Origin of the sequence: Sphingobacterium sp. UBA7249, from assembly GCF_002472835.1 — a bacterium.
Lineage (GTDB): Bacteria > Bacteroidota > Bacteroidia > Sphingobacteriales > Sphingobacteriaceae > Sphingobacterium > Sphingobacterium prati.
The window spans coordinates 251,408-273,289 of sequence record NZ_DKST01000007.1 but is presented as its reverse complement, the minus strand read 5'-3'; the positions used below and the strand labels follow the sequence as shown (position 1 = coordinate 273,289).

Genomic DNA, 21,882 nt, shown 5'->3' with positions numbered 1-21,882 from the left:
CTGAGCCATAGGTGGTTCAGAGCTTTTCTATTTTTATTCATTCTAAATANNTATTTAGAATGAATAAAAATAATTGCCCAAAATTATTAACATGAACAAACACTTACTTGCTCTTGCGGCTACGATTTTAATCGGAAGCACAGTATATGGACAGACCTCAGGAATTGTAAAGGGGAAGGTTGTTGACGCCAATAATAATCCTTTAAGTTCGGTAACGGTTTCGATTGGCGATAAAACGGTACGTACAGATCATAAAGGCCATTTTAGATTGCATGGTGTCGATCAGAATGCGGTTATCCGTTTTACCTATTTAGGATATCAAACGACTTCGATTGATTATGTGTTTAACACCGCCAGCCGTGAAGTGATGATCAAACCAGTGGTTTTGGTAAGCAACGAGCAAGCTATTGACGAAGTGGAAGTGTTTGGTGAGCGTAATAAAAAACCAAAAGGGCTAGAGATGATTACCCGTATGCCGTTAAAACCTTCAGATCAGATTCAGAGTATATCGGTGATATCCAATAAAGTAATTCAAGATCAGGGTATATTAACATTGACTGATGCTGTAAGAAATATTCCAGGTGTCACGCTGTTTGGTTCATACGGAGGTGTCAAAGAGTCCTTATCTACACGCGGATTCAGGGGGGTGCCAGTTTTGAAAAATGGGGTACGTATGGACTCTCAGTTTCAGACCGCTTCTGGTGTTGTTGATATGCAGGGGGTGGAGTCTATCCAGATGATCAAAGGGTCTGCTGCGGTAACACAAGGTGTTATAACCGACATTGGTAATGCCGGCGGAGTGATCAATGTGGTGACCAAAACGCCTAATTTTACCAACGCTGGCGAAGTTGGAGTACGCGTAGGAAGCTGGGGGCAATTTCGTCCGACATTTGATTTTCAGACTGTGTTGGATAAAAAGGAGACTGTTGCTTTTCGTATGGACGGTGCCTATGAAAGAAATGATAGTTTTAGAAAAGGGCTTTCAGCCAATCGTGTCTATCTAAATCCATCTTTAGCCTGGAGACCTACAGATAAGACGACAATAACTTTAGAGGGCGACTATTTTAATGATAATCGTACACCGGTTAATTCCGCTGTCAATTTAAACCCTTCACAAGGTGTGAATGCGTTGTATGTTATTCCAAACAACAAGTTTCTCGGCTTCAATTCGGATAATAACAATACAGAGATGAAGAGCTTTATGGCGCAGATCAATCATGAATTGACCGATCGCTGGAGTATCAGAGCTTCTATTGCGACATCATCTTATCAGGTCGATAACCAATCATCATCTTCCTCATTGATTAAAGATGATGCAAAACAATATAATACATTCTCGCGCTCGATGAGCAAAAGCCTGCGTGACGACAAGAATAAAACGTTCCAGTTTGATTTGATTGGGAAAGATCTTTATACGGGTAAAGTAAAACATTTGGTTCAGGCAGGGGTAGACTATCGTATCGCTGATGCGACAACAACTTCTTTCGCTGGGAAACTAAGTCCATTGGAGAAAAATGTTCTTTTGAAAAAAGCAGATCAAAATAGTTCCGTGATAGACATCATTGATATCCATGGTGATTGGGTGAATGATCTTTCGGAAGTCGTATATGTCGATTCTTTGGGTAATCAGCGAAAAGGAAAAAAAATTAACTATACGGCAGGGACTCCTGTAAGAAGCTATTACTCTGCTATAGGTTTCATGGGACAGGATGTTATCGAATTTAATAAGTACATCAAAGCTGTGTTGGGACTGCGTTATTCAGAGATTATAACCAAGGATTTTACATCAAATGGAAATAAAAGAGAATCCGCATGGAACCCAATGGCGGGTATAATCCTTACTCCATTTGAAAATTTCAATGTATTCGGTTCTTATACAAATTCGACGAATTTAAGAAATGCCGCCAATCCATTAACAGATGGTACAGCCGCAGGATCTTCTAAAACAGAGCAATTTGAAGGGGGGATTAAATCGGATTGGTTAAATAATAGATTGCGCTTTAATTTAACTTATTTCCATATTTATACTTCTAACTTGACCAACGCAGAGTATACATCAGGAACTAATATTGCTACGGGATTATACTTTAAAGCCGGGGATCTGGTACGTGACGGTATTGAGGCTGAATTGAATGGCCGTGTATTGGAAAATTTGACTGTAATGTTGGGTTATGCCTATTTAGATGCACGATATAAAAATTCACCATCTTATATGGATGGATCCGCGCCAATGAATGCCCCAAAACATACAGCCAATGCATGGATACAGTACGTGTTTAACCAAGGAGCTCTTCGAAATCTGAGTTTAAGTGCCGGAGTTTACTATGTTGGAGATCGTCCAGTTAATGAATATAGCTTGACGCCCAATGGTCATGGTGAATATTATGGAACCGAACCATTCAATATGCCAGCTTATACAACTTTAAATGCACAGGTAGGTTATAAATGGCAGAGGTTTGATGCGAAAGTTTTTGTGAACAATATCACCAATGAGATTGGATTGAACTCGTATTTCCGTGGTGGATTTATCAATCAGATCGACCCGAGAAATGCGGCTGTTTCGTTAAGCTATAAGTTTTAAGCGGATAGCATTTAATAGTTAATACTAAAAAGGGGATGATTTCGAATAGAAATCATCCCCTTTTTAGTTTCAAGCGACCCTCGGAAGTATTATTTCATCACTTCACTGATGGCTTTCTTTATGTTGGCTATTACTGTTTTTATTGTAATAATCCCGTTTCGTTTTTAATAAGCAATAACGTCTCCGGATCTACCTTTGGCATCAAATACCTTGAATAGATATTTCTTGCCCGCTTGAAAAGGGATTGCGCCATCTACTTGTTTTGACTTCAATGTTGGCGTGCTTCCATTTTCTGTATAATAGACTTTGAATCCGGGATAATCTGTGTTGATATAGAGTTGGTTACCCTCTTTTTTAATTCCAAGCTTCGGAAGGCGATAGGTATAACCCCCATTAATAATATCCAGTTTCTTCAATTCATCCTCGCCTAATTTCTTAATAAAGGCTGTATACGACTTGCGATAGGTTGCTTCATCATAAGAATTGCCTTTTTCCCAAGCTTGTTCCTGGGCCCAGGCGCGATCGGCAATAGCAATTAATCGAGGGAATATCATCTCTTCAAGGCGTTGATCTGTCGATACTTTTTCGGACCAGAGTGCACCCTTAATGCCGAGCAGATTTTTCTTTCCTTCTGCAGTGAGCTGCTCTTTGTTGGTATAAGCTTCTTTTACGAGATCTTTTCCTGTATCATCTTTACGAAGATTGATGAAGAAGTTTTCCGGTGAGAAAGAATAGGTTCTGTTCAAGTTTACAGTACCCACCCAGCTATGGCCCGGATCCGCAAAATCACGATCCCATGACATATCCAGGTAGTTGTTAGCTGCACTTGTATACACAACTTTATAACCTGCATTTGCTAAGCGGTAAGCTAAATCCTCCTGTCCCTGTCCCGGAAGGTTATTCCATACATTGAGATGGATGCTGGATTTACCCAATTCAGCGTTAACTTCCATTCCTTTCCCTTTATTACGCATGCCCATCTCTTCCCATCCTGACATTGTCAAACCTTTGCTTTGGACAAGTTGATTTATTTTGGCAATGTATAGCGGCCATACATCCAGGACATTGCTGATGTTATTATCCTTCATGAAAGCAAGGATTTTGGGTGATTTTTCCCAGACGCCACTCGGTGTTTCATCACCTCCCAAATCGATAATTTTCAACGGTATCCCGGCTTTTTCATGGATCGTTTTGATTTCATCGACTACTTTGCTCAGGAAATGATACGTTGAAGGTAGGGCAGGGTTCATCACATTGTCGTTCCAGTTCTGCGCAGAGTTATAGACCGATTTGTCATCCGCATCATCCAATAGGAACTCTTCTGCTTTCTGTTTGTCGCCCGTCTTAGTGAAGTGAGCATAGCGGGCACGCATGGCTTTGATCGCCGCACGGGCATGCCCCGGTGTTTCGACTTCAGGAATTACGTCAATATGTCTTGCCTGTGCGTATTGCAAGATTTCGATATAATCGGCTACTGTGTAGAATTGATGCGCTTTTGCAGTTGCCCCAGAACCGTAAGCTGGTTGAATTCCTTTGCCATCCTCAAAATTAGCAGTGCGGTTGGCACCCACTGCCGTCAGTTCGGGTAGGGATGGAATTTCCAATCGCCAACCTTCATCGTCAATAAAGTGGAAATGGAACTTATTTAATTTGTAGGTAGCCATCAGATCCAAAATGCGTAGCACTTCTGTCTTGCTATGAAAATTACGGGCTGCATCCAGCATAAAACCGCGGTAGCCATAACGCGGGCTATCTTCTATTTTTGCGTGTGGTAAGGCAATTGATTTTGTGGTTTTACTCCATTGTTGATGATTGATCAGTGATTTTAACGACTGTATGGCATAAAATGCACCGGCTCTATCCGATGCCTCTATGTGTATACCCTTTGCATCAATGTTTAACCGATAGGATTCAGGTTTTAGATCATTTGCTTTGACGATAACAATTCCATCCTCTTTTTCCGGGGAAGGAGATAGCTTGATTCCCGTGTACTTGTTCAGAAAATCTGTCAGAAAATTCGCTTCTGAAGAAAATTCGCTGGCGATAAATACCTTAGTATCGGTCGTTACGTTGAATTTTGTGTTGTTGTCGATGTTTATATTGCTGGGTAAAGGGATAATGCTTTGCGCTTCGACTCCTTTCGTAAGTTGGTTCAGGTCGTATTTATAGGACCAATAGTCATTTTTTTCGGCCTCGGATTGAGGAGCCGTTTTCACTGCCGTATAGTTCCGAATATCTGTTGAAAGCCCGGTTTTGTTATTTTTTATGTACAGACCGATTGGTCCATCGGTATAATTGACGAGTCCAGTTGTGGCGAAATCAATATGAACGGTGTCCTGTGCTTTCAATAAAAAGTTGTTTTTCTTAAAGCTAACCTGGAATAGGTCACCATTCCTGTGGTCAATGGCAAATCTATTATCTACTTTATTGGGATCAATAGATCGGATAAAATTAAACCAGAGGCTCCAATCATTAAGCTGTATTGCGCTTTTGCCCGTATTTTTCAGAATGATTGTTGAGACAGGGTTTTTACGGATATTTTGGCCATCCTTGACTTGCCAGGTGAGTTGCAGCTGATCTGCAATTGAGCTCGATTTTTGAGCATATGCTGTTTGGCTAAAAAGTGCCATGCCAAGGCCAGCATAGAGTAGAGGGTTTTTAATTTTTTTAAAATCAGTCATGTTGGTTACTTTTTCAATGAGTCTAAATATAGCTATTTTAGAGGTGTTTGAGATTTGTTTTAAAAAAAATGAATAAAATTTTCGATAAAATTTTGACAGATTTAGAAAACTTTCTATATTTGCACACCGAAACAGAAAACGGCCCGTTCGTCTAGGGGTTAGGACGCAAGATTTTCATTCTTGAAACAGGGGTTCGATTCCCCTACGGGCTACAAAAGCGACTTCAAAAGAGTCGCTTTTTTTATTAAATCTTGATTATCCTGTCTTATAATATCTAAGCTTTTTTAGAATCAAAAGATTTTATGCTTAAAAACATTTGGTTAGTTATCGTCCTGATTTGATCTTCTGTATTTTTTTAAAGTTGTAAAATCCTATTGCTGATTATTGTATAGTCATAAAAATCAAGAACTGCGCAACCGCTATTTATATAAAAAGACCGTCCATTTTCTTCCCATTTAAGGGAGAAAATGGACGGGTTACAAAGAATGTTGTCAAAAATAGAGTTTAGTAAATGAGACTACAAGCGGGCATCTACCAATTTTCGATCAAGTATTCCTTTGATATCAAAGACAACAGCAGGATCTTTTTTTAGATTTTTGAGATCCAGATTTAGAAATTCCCGATGGCCTACGGCAAGAATAATCGTATCATAATCACCCACCTGCGGAAGGGTTTCTAATAGTTCTAGACCGAAATGCTTTCGTAATTCGTCTGTATTGACCCAAGGATCGTAAATATCAACTTCTAGGCCAAATTCTTTAAGGTCGTGGATCATATCGATGACCTTACTATTGCGTATATCAGGGCAATTTTCCTTAAACGTGATTCCCAATACCAAGGCTTTTGCACTTTCGAATTTGATATTCTTCTGTATCATCAGTTTGACAACCTTGGAAGCAATAAAAGAAGCGATTTGATCATTAACCTCGCGGCCAGATAAGATAACATGCGGATGGTAACCCAACTGTGTCGCTTTTTGCGCTAAATAATAAGGATCTACTGAAATACAATGTCCCCCAACCAATCCCGGTTTGAATCGGAGAAAATTATATTTTGTTCCAGCAGCATCGAGCACATCCTGTGTATCTATACCAACGCGGTCAAAGATCAGGGCCAATTCGTTCATAAAAGAAATATTGACATCCCGCTGCGCGTTTTCAATTACTTTTGCTGCTTCTGCTACCTTGATGGAAGGAGCTAGATGTGTACCGGCATGAATAATCTTTTTATAGAGCCCATCCACCACAAATCCGGCTTCGGCAGTACTTCCGGAGGTTACTTTCATCACTTTTTGCAGTGAATTCACCTTATCTCCGGGGTTTATACGCTCTGGAGAGTATCCAACAAAGAAGTCTTGATTAAATTTCAAACCCGAATTTTTTTCCAAAACGGGGACACATTCTTCTTCGGTACACCCCGGATAGACCGTCGATTCATAGATAACTAAATCACCTGCCTTTAACAGTTCTCCAATCATTTTAGATGCAGCCAAGAGCGGCGATAAGTCCGGCGAATTATAACGATCTATCGGTGTCGGCACTGTGACGATATACACATTGGCATCTGCGATATCATGAACGGTTGAACTTGCGTCGTAGCCCCTGCGCTGTTCCGATGTGGTAAATAGATTCCGTGCATGCAATAGCTCATCACCATCCGCTTCAAGGGTATGGTCTATACCAGCTTTAAGTTCATCAATACGCGTTTTGTTTATATCGAAGCCAATCACCGGAAAGAATTCAGAGAAAGCTATCGCTAAAGGCAATCCCACATACCCCTGACCAATAATGGCAATTTTTTTAATCTGAAAATCTGTCATATTTATATTTAAAGTAAAGATACGTTCTTTCCGTCGAAACTAGCCTCTTGTCAACCAACCTTTGCGCCCAGCCGTAGCAATGGCATAAGGTGTGATCCAAAATAAACTAAAAGCGTAAAATATACTGTAACTATATGCCCAGAAAGCTTCTTTTGCATTTGAATTTTTGGATGCAAAGAAATAAGCCTGAATACTTGAAAATATTAGGATTCCAACCAAGGTTGAACTCAAAAACATCAATGGATAATGGAATACAGTCCAAAGCATCAATAACATCATCGGATACGAAAGCAATACTTTCTTCCATTGCATGATCAACAAGATACGGGCACCCCATTTTGGTCCGTTACGGAAATTCTTAAAGGCAAACTGACTCATCATAATGTTTTCACGCACATTACTTCTTTCCCAACGGATGAACATTTTATATAAGTTTTTATAGCGTACAGGCGTATCAGTGTACACGAAGGCGTTTGATTGGAACAATACATGGTATCCCTGTTTCAATATCATATTTGTCATGGCGCGATCTTCTCCAATATCAGAAGGTTGTCCCATAAAAGTTTGGTTGACCCAATCCTCCAAGCAGTTCATAACAGCTTCTCTGCGGTAACCAGATAATGCTCCAGGGGTACACATTACAGTTCCCAACATACTTTGAGCCGAACGTACAAACTCAAAACTGAATACAAAACTCACATTTAACATACGAGGTATGATTGCCTTTTTATTATTCAGTACGCGCACATTACCAGCTACTGCCCCACATTCCTGGTTGGTCACAAATGGACTGGCCATGTTACGAATGGTGTCTTTGTTGACAACAGAATCGCTATCTACTGTAATAAAGACTTCGCCTGTCCCCAATTTAAATCCACGGTATAATGCATGGCGTTTACCCATGTTTTTTGGTTGTTGATAGATTTCAATACGATCACCCAATTCCATCTTCGCACGTTGTATCCAGGCAAAGGTATTGTCTTTGCTTCCGTCATCAATAGCGATAATCTGAAGTTTTTTCTCCGGATAATCACTGCTGGCCAAGCTGTGCAGGGTATCGTATACCAATTGCCCTTCATTATATGCTGGAACGATAATCGTACATGTTGGCAGTTCTTCATCTGAAACAGATGCAATTGGTCTGTATTTACGATGAAGTACAATTAAGAATAATAAGAAACTGATGGCGACAACGGCTAAAAATATACCTAAACCAATTAAAAAAGTACCGCCGATACTGTCCAAACGTTGGAAACGTAATGCATCAAAATCTGGTTGTAGCATATATACACCAAAGACTGACGCAAATAGCACAAAAAAGGTTGCTCCAAAAATACCGTATTCTTTTGCGCCGAAATTGCTTTCTTCAACTTTGTCTACTGTCGTCGCAGATTGTTGCTGTTTTTCTTCATTAACGTCGTACACTGCAGGTTTCCATTGTTTGGCCATCTGCTTTGATACGATTGAGTTTTCTTTCATGTAATTCATAACCGTTCTATTTTTAGATATACATTCTTCTTTATTCTCTTTGCTGACCCATATACTGAGTCCTTTGTAATGAAAATATTACGAATCCATAAACGCAAAACACATGCCTTTATTTTGTGCCAAAAATTGAAGGCACTTGTGTTTTGTAACGTTGTTGATACATAAGTTTTTATTTTAATAAATTGATAATGAGTTTGTTGATTGCATTTTGTTGTCTATCTAATCAATAATTACCTACGCTAACCATGTGGTAGACTTTTAAGGTTTTTTAACATTTTTGGGATTTTTTTAAATAGTAATTGACAGTTTATGTGACAAACTGTGTCTGAAATAAGGCAGTGCTCTATAGCAAAAAAAAATACGCTCAGTCTGGAGCGTATTTTTTTATTTATTGTGAGGGGATATCAACCGCCAAATTCCATTAGATAATTTTTCAGGAAATCATTGAGGTCTCCATCCAATACAGCCTGGGTATTTGATGTTTCGTAATTAGTGCGTAAATCCTTGATTAATTTATACGGGTGTAAGACATAGTTCCGAATTTGGGACCCCCATTCAATTTTCTTTTTATTTCCTTCAATCGCCGCTGAAGCTTCTTGTCGCTTGCGCATTTCGATCTCATACAATTGTGATTTCAATAAGCGCAAAGCGTTTTCCTTATTTTGCAATTGCGATCTCGTTTCCTGATTTTTGATAATGATGCCTGTGGGTTTATGGTGTAGCCGTACAGCTGTCTCCACCTTGTTTACATTCTGTCCTCCAGCACCTCCCGAACGGAAGGTATCCCATTCGATTTCAGAATCTTTAACATCGATTTCGATATTGTCATCAATCAGCGGATAGACATAAACCGATGCAAATGAGGTGTGTCTTTTTGCGTTGGAGTCAAAAGGGGAAATACGGACCAATCGATGGACACCATTTTCACCTTTAAGGTAGCCATAAGCAAAGGCTCCAGATAATTGAAGGGTGACACTTTTGATTCCAGCCACATCGCCTTCCTGGGAGTCCTGTTCGGTGACTTTATACCCATTTTTCTCGCCCCACATAATATACATCCGCATCAGCATGGCTGCCCAGTCACAGCTTTCGGTACCTCCGGCACCAGCGGTGATCTGCAGGATGGCATCCAGCTGATCCTCTTCAGCACTGAGCATATTTTTGAACTCCAGTTCTTCGACTTTCTCCAATGCAAGTTTATACTGATCATCCAGTTCTTTATCCGTAGCATCTCCAGATTGAAAAAACTCATACATGACATACGTGTCTTCAACTGCCGAAGCCACTTCATCAAAATGATCAGTCCATACTTTTTGGGTTTTGATGGCCTGCAATATTTTCTCTGCAGCTTTGGAATCATCCCAGAAGTTTGCTTCCAGGGTAATGGCCTGGTCCCTCTCTATTTCGTCTTTGCGGGCATCGATGTCAAAGATGCCTCCTCAGGGAAGTAACGCGATCCCTCAAGTCTTGAATTTGTTCTTTTGTCATAGCTGCTAATGTAGAAATTTTTTAATTAATAAATGCGGAATAGCATCCAATTAAGTTGTTGCGATCACCGCCTGCAGACTGAGAGCAACATGATCAGCTGTAGGCGCCTATTAAATTTTTTTAATAAGCAATAGGTAGTCCACGGTACGAATATCTGACCTTTTTTTTTTAGTTTTGATATCGTCGACAGAATAAACAGTCGTTAACGATCTATACGATGTGTAATAAAATATACAACAGGATCTGATCGAGGTTTAAAAACAAATAATTCAGTAAAACAGCATGTTCCCAAAAATTAATTTTACAAAGACAGAGGCCTATAGAAATCTAACGCAGCATTTTGGATCGCTATTTGGCCCATATAGTAACGGTTTCAAGGATTTACGCCAGCTTTTTGCCGCAGATCCTGCACGTTTTGAAAAGTTCTCGATCGCTTTCGAAGATATCCTTTTGGACTACTCCAAGAATCGTATAAACGAAGAGACGAAAGCTCTTTTGGTGCAGCTGGCGAAAGAATGCGGCCTTGCCGATGCCATTGAGGCTATGTTCGCGGGTGAACGAATCAACGTAACAGAAAATAGGCCTGTCTTGCATACGGCGTTGCGGAATCAATCCGAAAGACCTGTATTTGTCGATGGGAAAGATGTGATGCCAGATGTGAGACGTGTGTTGGCACAAATGAAAACCTTTACCGCCAAAATTATATCCGGAGAGTGGAAAGGGTATACAGGCAAAGAGATCACGGATGTGGTTAATATCGGTATCGGTGGTTCTGATCTTGGCCCCGTTATGGTAACGGAGGCTTTAAAGGCATATAAAACGCGTTTAAATGTACATTTTGTATCTAATGTAGATGGCACCCATATTGCCGAAACATTGAAAACTGTAGATCCCGAAACGACATTGTTTTTGATCGCATCAAAGACCTTCACTACGCAGGAGACAATGGCGAATGCACATACAGCTAAAGATTGGTTTTTGGCCAATGGAGCTCTTCAGGAGAATGTTGCTAAGCATTTCGCTGCATTGAGTACCAATACCGAAGCAGTACGTACATTTGGAATAGATACCCAAAATATGTTTGAATTTTGGGATTGGGTCGGCGGACGTTATTCCCTTTGGTCCGCAATAGGTCTTTCCATCAGCTTGGCTATTGGATTTGATAATTTTGAGGAACTTCTAAAAGGGGCCTACGATGCAGATGAGCATTTCAGAACCAGCGCCTTCGAAGAAAATATTCCCGTGATATTGGCATTGCTTGGCATATGGTACAATAATTTCTTTCAGGCAGAAAGCCATGCAATCCTTCCTTACGATCAATACTTGCATCGTTTTGCCGCATATTTCCAACAAGGTGATATGGAAAGCAATGGTAAGTATATAGATCGCAATGGCGAAGCAGTGGACTATCAAACAGGACCTATTATCTGGGGGGAGCCTGGGACAAACGGGCAACACGCCTTTTACCAATTGATCCACCAGGGAACAAAATTGATTCCATGCGATTTTATCGCACCAGCGAATAGTCTCAATCCTATAGGCAACCACCATCAGCTTTTATTGTCTAATTTCTTTGCCCAGACTGAGGCATTGATGAATGGTAAGACCGAGCAAGAAGTGGTTACCGAATTGAAGAAAGCAGGGAAATCAGAGCTACAGATCGAAGAACTAAAAGCCTATAAAGTATTTGAAGGCAACCGACCGACAAATTCTATACTGTTGAAAAAAATGACACCACGTACCTTGGGCCGGCTTATCGCATTTTATGAACATAAGATCTTTGTACAAGGGGTGATTTGGAATATCTATAGTTTTGACCAATGGGGAGTCGAACTTGGCAAACAGCTGGCCAATCAGATTCTGCCTGAATTGGGCGATAATAATCCGGTTATAAGTCATGATTCTTCCACCAATGGATTGATCAATACTTATAAATCCTGGCGTGACTAAGTGAAGAGAACTGATACACTGGGCTGCGTATCAAAAAAGGTAGCCCAGTGTGTTTTTTAGCAACGATATTGGCTTTAATTTGTCTCATGCCGTCATACCGTTTTGTTTTGGATACGGATGGCGTTTAAAATCGCCAATAGCGCAACCCCGACATCAGCGATGACAGCTTCCCAGAGCGTTGCAACTCCACCGGCCCCTAGGATCAGCACAATAACCTTTATGCCCATTGCCAGGATGACATTCTGCCATACAATATGACGCGTAATTTTTCCAATTTTAATCGCCGATAGGATTTTATGAGGTTCATCATTCTGAATCACCACATCAGCCGTTTCGATAGTCGCATCTGCACCTAACCCGCCCATTGCGATGCCTACCTGGGCCAAAGCAACCACAGGAGCATCGTTGACACCATCGCCGGCAAAAGCGACATTTCGCCCTTCGTCGATCAGTTTTTGGACATGTCTTACTTTGTCCTCGGGCAGCAGGTCACCATAAGCTTTATCTATCCCCAGTTCGCTTGCCACATCATCTACCACCGCCTTTTTATCGCCAGACAGCATGACTGTGTATAAGCCCTGTGCCCGCATTGCCGAAATGACCGCTTTTGCATCCGGTTTGTTTCGATCAGCAACCGTAATATAGCCTGCATATCGATTGTCTATTGCTATCAGTACAATGGAATGGACAATTTGCTTTATTTCTTTCGGATAGGAAATACCAAACTTGTCCAGCAGTTTGTTGTTGCCAGCGAGAACAAGCTTATCGTTGATCGTCGCTTTGAGTCCATGGCCAGCCACTTCCTCTATCCCTTTGGTATTGAAGGTAGCATCTCCCTGATGATAGTTCGCTATCGCCTTTGCGATAGGATGGGTGGAATTGGATTCAATGGCTTTGGCATAATCCAATAGTTCCGCCAACTGTCCATTGACAGCAACGACCTCTTTCACTTCAAAAACACCCTCGGTCAGAGTCCCCGTTTTATCCATCACAATCGTATCCACAGCAGTGATGGCATCCAGGAAATTGCCACCTTTAAACAAGATGCCATTTCTGGAAGCTAAGCCTATCCCACCGAAGTAACCTAAGGGGATCGACACGACCAAAGCACAAGGACAACTGATTACCAGAAACACCAGACTGCGATAAAACCATTCTCTAAAGCTATAGTCACTGACAATAAATATTGGGACGATCAGTACGAGAACTGCCAGGGTGAAGATAATAGGAACATAAACCTTTGCAAACTTGGAAATAAATAGCTGTGTTTTGGATTTTCGTGCCGTAGCATCCTGCACCATTTCTAGTATCTTGCTCAATTTGCTGTCTTGAAAGGAGCTGCTTACGCTGATTTCAGAAACCGTTTCTAAATTTATCATGCCCGCAAAGACAGCGTCACCCTGATATTTGGTGTCTGGCTTACTTTCTCCGGTTAGGGCAGCGGTATTGAATGCAGCCCGTTCATTCAGCAGCTTTCCGTCAAGCGCAACTTTTTCGCCCGCTTTAACAACAATCACCTCACCGATGTTGACGGTTTTGGGATCTACATCCAGTTGTTTTCCAGCACGCAGGACCGTGACTTTATCCGGACGGATGTCCAAAAGCGATTTTATGGATTTTTTGGCGTTATCTACAGCTGTATCCTGAAACCATTCACCGATCTGGTAAAAGACCATGACGGCAACGCCCTCTTCAAATTCCCCGATTGCAAACGCACCTAAGGTAGCAACGCTCATCAGAAAAAATTCATTGAAGAAATCGCCACGTTTTGCTTTCCGCAATGCCATCTGCAGAACGGGTATACCTGCTAATAGGTATGCCGCACCATTTAAAAGTAATGCAGCATAAAAGGGAAGGGTAATGTTAAAGGCATATTTGAGGACCAGCAGGGTGATCAATATAATGAGCGCAATAAGGAGTTTACGTTGTGATACCCACCAGGGAGTCTCTTTTTCTGTATGGCTATGCTCATGATTGTGTTCGCACATAATATGGGAGGATCTGTTAAATAATTTAAATTTAGCTATTTTAAGCTTAAAAAGCGAAGGTCGGGAAATTAAAATAGCGCATAGAGAACATTAGAAAATAGGCTTTTTGTTCGGAGAGTATCATGCCCGCTGATATAGAAAAAGGCTGCTTTCGCCAATCGGAAAACAGCCTTTTATATTATATAATTAATATGATTTTAGTCTTTTGAAGTGCTTCCGATGATCATTTCCAATACGGCAACGACGATGGCGAACAATGCTGCTGTCCAAAACCCATCCACGTCAAATTTGGATCCAAGGAGCGAGTCTGAAAGTAATACCATTAAAACGGTGATAATAAAGGAAATCAGCCCAAGCGTAAGCCAGTTTAATGGAAAAGTGAACAATCTTAAAATTGAACCTACGGTTGCATTGACAAATCCAATGACCAACCCCGCGACAATAGCCCAGCCGAATCCTGCGACATGTGCGCCTGGAACAATCCAACAAGCAACTGCGACGATTACGCCGGTAAGTAGAAGACTAATAATAAATTTCATAATATGTGCTAATTTATAAACAGTGAATAAAGTAATAATATAATAACTGTCGTACAAACGCGATGCCAAAATTTATTTTATTTGTGTGGTATAAACTTGGTCTGTTGAATCTAGGTGGCAGCATTGCTGCCATCGTCATGCAATAGCGTTCCAGCCGTATTTTTGCTTGCAGCCCCATACAACTTGAAGGAAGATTTAAACCGAAAAGAAATTGCTTGTCTATCTTGTAAATGTATATCAAGCGAAATAATGTATGCTAGCATAGTAAATATTTTGTATATTTATTTCTAATAGATTAGTAAGTAAGACAAAGCGATTGTTTTATAGTAATAACTCATAAATCAATAGACCAATGAAAAAAATTATGATGGCATTTACAATGTTGTTTGTTACAGTAACATTGTTTGCACAGACAGATCCTATTATCGGAAAATGGGAAAACCCAAGTGGTGAGGGACGTGTGGAGATTTATAAAAAAGGAGATAAATTTTTCGGCAAGCTTTATTGGCTTAAATTTCCGAATAATGAAGCCGGACAGCCCAAGAAAGACGTTAAAAACCCAGATAAGGCGCTTCAGGCTAGGGCAGTCCAAGGATTGGAGATCTTGACTAATTTTGTAAAAGATGGAAATACCTACGAGGACGGGAAAATCTATGATCCGAAAACAGGGAAAACTTACAGCTGTAAAATGACTTTAAAGGGAGATAAACTTGACATTCGCGGTTATGTGGGGGTTAGTTTGCTGGGTAGAACAGAGAGCTGGAAAAGGATAAAGTAGTCGCCAGATGATCGTGTAACTATGCGCCGTGTGCCATTGCAGTAAAGTTAAAACAGATCTGCCTGTTGGTAGAAATCTGTGATAAAAAGGCAATTTATTCCAGTAGAATAAATTGCCTTTTGGTTTTGTGGAGGAATAACAGTATTTTCATCTGCAAATTATAAAAATCGCTTTATGTCCGTAAAAATGTCTTATGTTGAAAACGTAAAACTTGCGCTGCAATCTATTGTGGGCAACAAGTTGCGGACATTTTTAACGGCATTGATCATAGCGATAGGGATGATGGCCCTGATTGGCGTATTGACATCTATTGATGCCATGAAAAACTCCCTAACGGATTCTTTTTCTTCCATGGGTTCCAATTCGTTCAATATTCGAAATAGAGGTATAAATGTGCAGATAGGAACAGGAGGGACACGGTCAAAGGTATTCGCCAATATTACGTACGCTCAAGCTGCCCGGTTCAGACAGAATTTCCATTTTAACGCCACGACATCCATCAGCGCCAATGTAACCTGGAATTCGACCGCAAAATTTCAATCTAAAAAGACAAACCCGAATATAGGCCTTATAGGTACCGATGAAAATTATCTTCAGACCTCGGGCTATATTGTCAGCGAAGGCCGGAACTTCTCCGTCAGGGATGTTGAGACCGGTGGGGCCGTGATTATTATTGGTAGTGAGGTCAGTAAAATGCTTTTTGGCGAAATCATTGATCCGATTGGACAGTTTATCACGGTCAATAATATTCGGTATCAGGTGATCGGGGTATTGAAAAGCAAAGGTTCTTCGGCCGGTATGGGCGGTGATAGAGCCTGTTTTATTCCTTTGGTGAAAGCAAGATCCGTTATGCAAGTTGTAGAACCCTCCTATGTGATCACCGTGTCCTCCAATGATCCGATGCGCCTGGAAGCAGCAATTGGCGAAGCTTCCATTGTATTTCGCAATATTCGTGGCCTTTCGGCCAGGCAGCCCAATGATTTTGAGATTACCAAATCAGATGCAGTCGCACAGATGTTGATGCAGAATATGGCAATGGTAACCTTGGGAGCTGTTGTGATTGCATTTATTACACTTGTTGGCGCATCCATTGGATTGATGAATATCATGTTGGTGTCTGTAACGGAACGGACACGGGAAATCGGTATTCGCAAGGCAATAGGCGCTACACCGAGTGTGATCCGAAAGCAATTCCTCATGGAGGCCATCGTCATCTGCATGATGGGCGGGGTTGCGGGAATATTTATCGGTATCCTTATCGGTAATTTATTGGCCCTTCAGCTGGGGACTTCATTTATTATCCCCTGGACAGCAATTATTCTTGGATTTGCCGTATGTGGCCTAGTCGGGATGCTATCCGGTTATTACCCTGCATCAAAAGCCTCAAAATTGGATCCGGTGGACGCGCTGCGGTACGAATAGCAGCGGATCCGTATATCACAGCCTTTTCTGAGAGGCAGTCATGCACTTGAATTTTAGGTATTAAAGGAGGTTAACGGCGAAGGATAGCTATATGTTCCTGTTTTTAAACTTTGCGAACTGGTATGTAGTAGCTGGGTATTCGAGATGTAGTCAATGAATACAAATCAATCGTGAGGTTATCATGAGCAGTAAGCTGGTAGCGCAATATAAATTTGTGCAATCGTTTTCATGTTATCAAAACATTGATTTGAGATGAATTCTGCATGAATAACCCATTTCTCAAGTGCCGAAAGCGAATTATTCCAATGAAAACCTGTAATATTGTATAAAAAAATAAATTCGAATTATGTACAATACATTACAACCAGTTTTACAAAAAGAATTGGAAGCAATCAAAGAAGCGGGATTGTATAAACAAGAGCGGGTGATCGTTACCCCTCAAGGAGCAGATATTAAAGTGAGCACAGGGCAGGAAGTCATCAATTTTTGTGCAAACAACTATTTGGGATTATCTTCTCACCCGAAAGTGATCGAGGCGGCTAAGCAGGCAATTGATACACATGGTTATGGCATGTCCTCCGTACGTTTTATCTGTGGTACACAAGATGTACATAAAGAATTAGAAGCAAAAATATCCCAATTCTTAGGGACAGAAGATACGATTTTATATGCCGCGGCATTTGATGCAAACGGAGGTGTTTTCGAGCCTTTGTTTGGTGCTGAGGACGCAATTATTTCCGATGAATTGAATCATGCTTCGATTATCGATGGTGTACGTTTGTGTAAAGCACAACGTTTCCGCTATAAAAATGCGGATATGGCAGATTTAGAAACACAACTGCAGGCAGCATCAGGAGCGAGACACAAAATCATCGTTACCGATGGTGCATTTTCCATGGACGGATCAGTTGCTCCGTTAGACAAGATCTGTGATCTTGCGGACAAATATCAGGCTTTGGTCATGATTGACGAATCCCATTGTACGGGTTTTATTGGCGCTACAGGCCGTGGTACACACGAGCTATTCAACGTGATCGACCGCGTAGATATTATTACGGGAACACTTGGTAAAGCCCTTGGTGGTGCTTCTGGCGGTTTCACTTCCGGTAAAAAAGAAATCATCGATTTGTTACGTCAGCGTTCGCGCCCGTATTTATTTTCAAATACCTTGGCACCCGCGATTGCAGGCGCTTCTGTTGCCGTATTGGATATGCTGAGTGAGACGACAGTATTGCGTGACAAGCTTGAATCCAACACCAAATATTTCCGTGAAAAGATGACTGAAGCAGGATTTGATATCAAGCCAGGTTTCCATCCGATCGTCCCTGTGATGCTTTACGATGCGAAACTTGCCCAAGAGTTTGCCGCTAAAATGTTGGACGAGGGTATTTATGTGATCGGTTTTTACTATCCTGTTGTACCTCAGGGAAAAGCCCGTATCCGTGTGCAGATTTCAGCAGGACATGAGCTTGCGCACTTAGATAAAGCGATCGCCGCCTTTACCAAAGTAGGTAAAGAATTAGGTGTAATTAAATAAAATACACATAGTTATAAATTTTGTGGTGCAAAATGTTTATCTTTGCACCCTGAATTTAAAAACAAATTTACTTGCTGGATGCAAAATATTAGAAACATAGCGATTATCGCTCACGTCGATCACGGTAAAACTACGTTGGTAGACAAAATCTTACACTTCACAAATCTTTTTAGAGATAATGATGGTACAGGTGATTTAATTCTGGATAATAACGATTTAGAACGTGAACGCGGTATTACTATTGTCGCTAAAAACGTTTCAGTACAATATAAAGGCGTAAAGATTAATGTTATTGATACACCTGGTCACGCCGATTTCGGTGGTGAAGTAGAGCGTGTATTGAAAATGGCTGATGGTGTTGTATTGCTTGTGGATGCTTTCGAGGGTCCGATGCCGCAAACACGTTTTGTTACACAAAAAGCATTATCCTTAGGTTTGAAGCCTTTGGTTGTAGTGAATAAAGTGGACAAAGAAAACTGTCGCCCAGAAGAGGTGTACGAAAATGTATTTGATTTATTCTTTAGCCTTGATGCTACAGAGGAGCAATTGGCATTTCCAGTATTATACGGTTCTTCCAAACATGGTTGGATGTCAACAGATTGGAAAGAAAAGAAAGAAGATGTATCTGAATTATTAGATGCAATCATTAGTCACTTCCCACCTTCGCCATTTGTTGAAGGTACATTACAGATGCAAATCACTTCCTTAGATTACTCGACTTTCGTAGGTCGTATAGCTATCGGTCGTGTGGCACGTGGTACCATCAAAGAAGGACAGCCTATTTCGTTAGTAAAACGTGATGGTAAGATCGTAAAATCCCGTGTAAAAGAATTACATACATTCGAAGGTTTGGGCCGTCGTCGTGTGGAAGAAGTTAAATGTGGTGATATTTGTGCTGTAGTTGGTATCGAAGGTTTTGATATCGGTGATACGATCGCTGATTTTGAAAACCCAGAGCAATTGGAAGTGATCAGCATTGATGAACCAACAATGAACATGTTGTTCACAATCAACAACTCGCCATTCTTTGGTAAAGAAGGTAAATTGGTGACTTCGAGACATATTCATGATCGTTTACAAAAGGAATTAGAGAAGAACTTAGCTTTACGTGTCGTTCCTACTGAATCTCCAGACGCATGGTTGGTATACGGCCGTGGTATCCTTCACTTATCCGTATTGATCGAAACAATGCGTCGCGAAGGTTACGAATTACAGGTAGGTCAGCCTCAAGTTATCTTGAAAGAGATCGACGGTAAAAAATGTGAGCCTATCGAAGTATTGGTTGTTGACGTACCTGCTGAAGTTTCCGGTAAAGTGATCGAGTTGGTAACACAACGTAAAGGTGAACTTTTAGTGATGGAAACGAAAGGCGAAATGCAACATCTTGAGTTTGAAATTCCTTCTCGTGGTATCATCGGTCTGCGTAACAACGTCTTGACTGCTACTGCCGGAGAGGCTGTAATGGCACACCGTTTGAAAGGGTACGAGCCTTGGAGAGGAACAATCCCTGGACGTTTGCATGGTGTATTGATCTCTTTGGATAAAGGTACAACTACTGCTTACTCTATTGATAAGTTACAAGATAGAGGTAAGTTCTTTGTTGATCCAGGTGTGGATATTTATGAAGGACAAATCTTGGGAGAGCACATCCGTGACAATGATTTAACGATCAACATTGTTAAAGGTAAACAATTGACAAATATGCGTGCATCGGGTACAGATGATAACACACGCATTGCACCGGCAATTAAATTCTCGCTAGAAGAATCTATGGAATATATTCAAGCCGACGAATACATTGAGGTTACACCACAATCTATCCGCTTGCGTAAAATCTACTTGACAGAAAATGAGCGTAAAGTAAACGCGAAAAAATTTCAATAGTAAGTAGTTAAAGATTATAAGATAAAAGCCATCGAAATAGTATTTCGATGGCTTTTTTGTATCAGTTCTTTCCGCTGTTTTTTAGCTTAGTAATAGCTCTTTAATGACGGATACTATTCCTCCGTGGAGATTCCTGCTTTTCTAATTTTCTTTTGAAATATTTCCTGATTTTCAAAAATTTCTACTTTGCATCTGAATACATCGAATGAGGGATACAAAGGTGTTGATTTTGTTTATTTGATAGACCAGATGACATCATTCTGCGTATCCGATCCGTTAAACTGACGTTGCAGGGCCTCTTTTAAATTGCTCTCGTTGGTACTATATTCATTTTTAGGATAAGCCCATCTTTTTGGAATCTGGTTGTTGTTGGCATTTGCCGGTCCTACATTGAATTCAGGGATACCGGTGCGGCGTTGCTCAAAGAAGGCCTGTTTGCCTGAGTTTTCGAAAAAAGAAACATACTTCTGTGTGAGGATCTGTTTCAGACCTTCGGAATTGTCGCCCTTGTAAGGATAGCCCTTTAAAAAGGTTTCAATCTTTTCTGAGGAGACGCCATAAAACAGCATGGATTGCGTTACACCGGCTTCAAATCTACTCTTTGCATCCGACTTACTCCAGCCTCGGTTGATCCCTTCTGCAAGCGCAAACTGCACTTCGGAGGCCCCGAGCTGAATGGATGGTAATCCTGAAGGAGAAGCGAGCCAATAGTCAAAATTAATCATGGAAAGCTGTCCTTCTGTTGCTTGTTTCAACAGCGTGCTTTGTAGGTCGCCCGTCTTGCCGCCCTGATAGGCCTCGAAAGGTGTTGCGGGATCAAATGGTAAGGCAGAGGCCGGAAGTGCCTGTACCGGCAACCGTGGATCCCGCGTTGTTTTTAAGATGTCCAGATAAGTTGCACCTAGGGTATTTCGCACATCTTTTTTGATAATCACACCGTCAGTGGGCCAGAGCGGATATGTATTGATCGAATTGTATTGCAGCTGGAAATTATCCCGATTATCCAGGATCAATGGATATTTGGAAGGATTGGCCAGCAGTTCCGCAAATCGCTCTTTGATGCGCAATACCGGAGTATCGTCGGCACGTTTGCTCAGGCTTATCAGTATACGCAACTTCAGGGAGTTGACCAACTTTTGCCATTGCTCCGTCTTTCCGTTGTAAAAGAAATCACCTTCAAGAAGAGAGCCTTTTTCTTTAAAGCTAGCCAGTTCGGTATTGGCTTCCTCCAGCCAGGAAAGCACTTGCTGATATACTTCCAGCTGTGTATTGTACTTTGGGGCAAAGTTGTTGCCGGTCTCACCCTGTAGCGCATCTGCCATTGGGATATCGCCAAACATTTCGGTTGTCCGGGCAAAAAAATAGGCTTTGAAGAATTTAGCTAAGGTGAGGTAAACAGCACCCGGTTCCGGTGTTTTAGCTGCCTCGATTTCCATCCGGTAGACATCCCGCAGCACGCCATAAGGTGTATCAAAGGAACCTGTCGTCCAGCTGTATGGCTGTCCGGTATAATAGGCTTCATTTTGGGTCATATACTGGTTATAGCGGTGGTCTTCGCTCCAGGGAGCATCGTGCGACCGCATCAATATACCTGTAAACAGCAGTTTTGGCGCAGGATCATAGACGGCTGCAGGATCCTTTTGTAAGTCTTCGATTTTTTTACAGGAGCTCAGTGTGCTGCCAAAGAGAAGTAAGAGTAAGACTGATTTAAAGTATTTCATATTGAA

At 41.2% G+C, this 21,882-nt stretch carries 14 protein-coding genes and 1 tRNA gene; 7 read left to right on the top strand and 8 right to left on the bottom strand.

Features of this window, described 5'->3' with window-relative positions; all coding sequences use genetic code 11:
• Positions 1 to 91 precede the first annotated feature (91 nt).
• The gene (locus B4A24_RS05110) at positions 92 to 2,581 is read left to right on the top strand and encodes a TonB-dependent receptor (RefSeq protein ID WP_293943262.1); all 2,490 of its coding nucleotides are present in this window, start codon (positions 92 to 94) and stop codon (positions 2,579 to 2,581) included.
• A 164-nt stretch (positions 2,582 to 2,745) separates the two neighbouring features.
• Here B4A24_RS05110 and B4A24_RS05105 read toward each other — a convergent pair whose 3' ends face one another.
• The gene (locus B4A24_RS05105) at positions 2,746 to 5,262 is read right to left on the bottom strand and encodes a family 20 glycosylhydrolase (protein WP_293943260.1); all 2,517 of its coding nucleotides are present in this window, start codon (positions 5,260 to 5,262) and stop codon (positions 2,746 to 2,748) included.
• Between the two features lie 140 nt (positions 5,263 to 5,402).
• On the opposite strand from B4A24_RS05105, the gene B4A24_RS05100 reads away from it, so the two are divergent.
• Positions 5,403 to 5,474, top strand: a tRNA-Glu gene (locus tag B4A24_RS05100).
• Between the two features lie 305 nt (positions 5,475 to 5,779).
• Here B4A24_RS05100 and B4A24_RS05095 read toward each other — a convergent pair.
• From B4A24_RS05095 to prfB, 3 genes are all read right to left on the bottom strand, one after another.
• Complete coding sequence (locus B4A24_RS05095) at positions 5,780 to 7,081, bottom strand: nucleotide sugar dehydrogenase (protein WP_293943259.1); 1,302 nt, start codon at positions 7,079 to 7,081, stop codon at positions 5,780 to 5,782.
• Positions 7,082 to 7,120: 39 nt separating this feature from the next.
• Complete coding sequence (locus tag B4A24_RS05090) at positions 7,121 to 8,569, bottom strand: glycosyltransferase (protein WP_293943257.1); 1,449 nt, start codon at positions 8,567 to 8,569, stop codon at positions 7,121 to 7,123.
• Positions 8,570 to 8,973: 404 nt separating this feature from the next.
• Positions 8,974 to 10,057, bottom strand: a protein-coding gene (gene prfB / locus B4A24_RS05085) for a peptide chain release factor 2 (protein WP_293943255.1) whose coding sequence is annotated in 2 segments (ribosomal slippage) — positions 8,974 to 9,996 and positions 9,998 to 10,057 — 1,083 coding nt in all. Because the reading frame shifts where the segments join, the coding sequence is not laid out codon by codon here.
• Positions 10,058 to 10,339: 282 nt separating this feature from the next.
• On the opposite strand from prfB, the gene pgi reads away from it, so the two are divergent.
• Positions 10,340 to 12,007: a glucose-6-phosphate isomerase gene (gene pgi / locus B4A24_RS05080; RefSeq protein ID WP_293943253.1), complete on the top strand. Its 1,668-nt coding sequence runs from the start codon at positions 10,340 to 10,342 to the stop codon at positions 12,005 to 12,007.
• 92 nt (positions 12,008 to 12,099) lie between these two features.
• Here pgi and B4A24_RS05075 read toward each other — a convergent pair whose 3' ends face one another.
• The 3 genes from B4A24_RS05075 to B4A24_RS05065 form a co-directional block, all read right to left on the bottom strand.
• Complete coding sequence (locus tag B4A24_RS05075) at positions 12,100 to 13,995, bottom strand: heavy metal translocating P-type ATPase (RefSeq protein WP_293943251.1); 1,896 nt, start codon at positions 13,993 to 13,995, stop codon at positions 12,100 to 12,102.
• A 197-nt stretch (positions 13,996 to 14,192) separates the two neighbouring features.
• Positions 14,193 to 14,534, bottom strand: coding sequence for a phage holin family protein (locus B4A24_RS05070; protein ID WP_293943249.1), 342 nt, complete (start codon positions 14,532 to 14,534; stop codon positions 14,193 to 14,195).
• Between the two features lie 110 nt (positions 14,535 to 14,644).
• Positions 14,645 to 14,797, bottom strand: a complete 153-nt coding sequence (locus B4A24_RS05065) for a hypothetical protein (protein WP_293943247.1) — start codon at positions 14,795 to 14,797, stop codon at positions 14,645 to 14,647.
• Positions 14,798 to 14,886: 89 nt separating this feature from the next.
• Here B4A24_RS05065 and B4A24_RS05060 point away from each other — a divergent pair, with 89 nt between their 5' ends.
• The 4 genes from B4A24_RS05060 (at position 14,887) to typA (ending at position 20,155) form a co-directional block, all read left to right on the top strand.
• Entirely contained in the window at positions 14,887 to 15,312 is a 426-nt protein-coding gene (locus B4A24_RS05060; protein ID WP_293943245.1) for a DUF2147 domain-containing protein, read from the top strand.
• A 174-nt stretch (positions 15,313 to 15,486) separates the two neighbouring features.
• On the top strand, positions 15,487 to 16,734 hold the full coding sequence (locus tag B4A24_RS05055) for an ABC transporter permease (RefSeq protein ID WP_293943243.1): 1,248 nt from the start codon (positions 15,487 to 15,489) through the stop codon (positions 16,732 to 16,734).
• Positions 16,735 to 17,080: 346 nt separating this feature from the next.
• Positions 17,081 to 18,271 carry a glycine C-acetyltransferase gene (gene kbl, locus B4A24_RS05050; RefSeq protein WP_293943241.1) on the top strand — a complete coding sequence of 397 codons (1,191 nt, stop codon included), beginning with the start codon at positions 17,081 to 17,083 and terminating at the stop codon, positions 18,269 to 18,271.
• A 78-nt stretch (positions 18,272 to 18,349) separates the two neighbouring features.
• Complete coding sequence (typA, locus tag B4A24_RS05045; protein ID WP_293943239.1) at positions 18,350 to 20,155, top strand: translational GTPase TypA; 1,806 nt, start codon at positions 18,350 to 18,352, stop codon at positions 20,153 to 20,155.
• Between the two features lie 233 nt (positions 20,156 to 20,388).
• On the opposite strand, the gene B4A24_RS05040 is transcribed toward typA, so the two are convergent.
• Positions 20,389 to 21,876 (bottom strand): SusD/RagB family nutrient-binding outer membrane lipoprotein, encoded by a 1,488-nt coding sequence (locus B4A24_RS05040; protein ID WP_293943237.1) that lies wholly within the window; start codon positions 21,874 to 21,876, stop codon positions 20,389 to 20,391.
• Positions 21,877 to 21,882: the final 6 nt, after the last annotated feature.

What these genes read in the sequence shown, in the direction of transcription:
- B4A24_RS05110 (WP_293943262.1), top strand. Translation starts at nt 92, where the DNA reads ATGAACAAACACTTACTTGCTCTTGCGGCTACGATTTTAATCGGAAGC.
- B4A24_RS05105 (WP_293943260.1), bottom strand. Translation starts at nt 5,262, where the DNA reads ATGACTGATTTTAAAAAAATTAAAAACCCTCTACTCTATGCTGGCCTT.
- B4A24_RS05095 (WP_293943259.1), bottom strand. Translation starts at nt 7,081, where the DNA reads ATGACAGATTTTCAGATTAAAAAAATTGCCATTATTGGTCAGGGGTAT.
- B4A24_RS05090 (WP_293943257.1), bottom strand. Translation starts at nt 8,569, where the DNA reads ATGAATTACATGAAAGAAAACTCAATCGTATCAAAGCAGATGGCCAAA.
- pgi (WP_293943253.1), top strand. Translation starts at nt 10,340, where the DNA reads ATGTTCCCAAAAATTAATTTTACAAAGACAGAGGCCTATAGAAATCTA.
- B4A24_RS05075 (WP_293943251.1), bottom strand. Translation starts at nt 13,995, where the DNA reads ATGTGCGAACACAATCATGAGCATAGCCATACAGAAAAAGAGACTCCC.
- B4A24_RS05070 (WP_293943249.1), bottom strand. Translation starts at nt 14,534, where the DNA reads ATGAAATTTATTATTAGTCTTCTACTTACCGGCGTAATCGTCGCAGTT.
- B4A24_RS05065 (WP_293943247.1), bottom strand. Translation starts at nt 14,797, where the DNA reads ATGCTAGCATACATTATTTCGCTTGATATACATTTACAAGATAGACAA.
- B4A24_RS05060 (WP_293943245.1), top strand. Translation starts at nt 14,887, where the DNA reads ATGAAAAAAATTATGATGGCATTTACAATGTTGTTTGTTACAGTAACA.
- B4A24_RS05055 (WP_293943243.1), top strand. Translation starts at nt 15,487, where the DNA reads ATGTCCGTAAAAATGTCTTATGTTGAAAACGTAAAACTTGCGCTGCAA.
- kbl (WP_293943241.1), top strand. Translation starts at nt 17,081, where the DNA reads ATGTACAATACATTACAACCAGTTTTACAAAAAGAATTGGAAGCAATC.
- typA (WP_293943239.1), top strand. Translation starts at nt 18,350, where the DNA reads ATGCAAAATATTAGAAACATAGCGATTATCGCTCACGTCGATCACGGT.
- B4A24_RS05040 (WP_293943237.1), bottom strand. Translation starts at nt 21,876, where the DNA reads ATGAAATACTTTAAATCAGTCTTACTCTTACTTCTCTTTGGCAGCACA.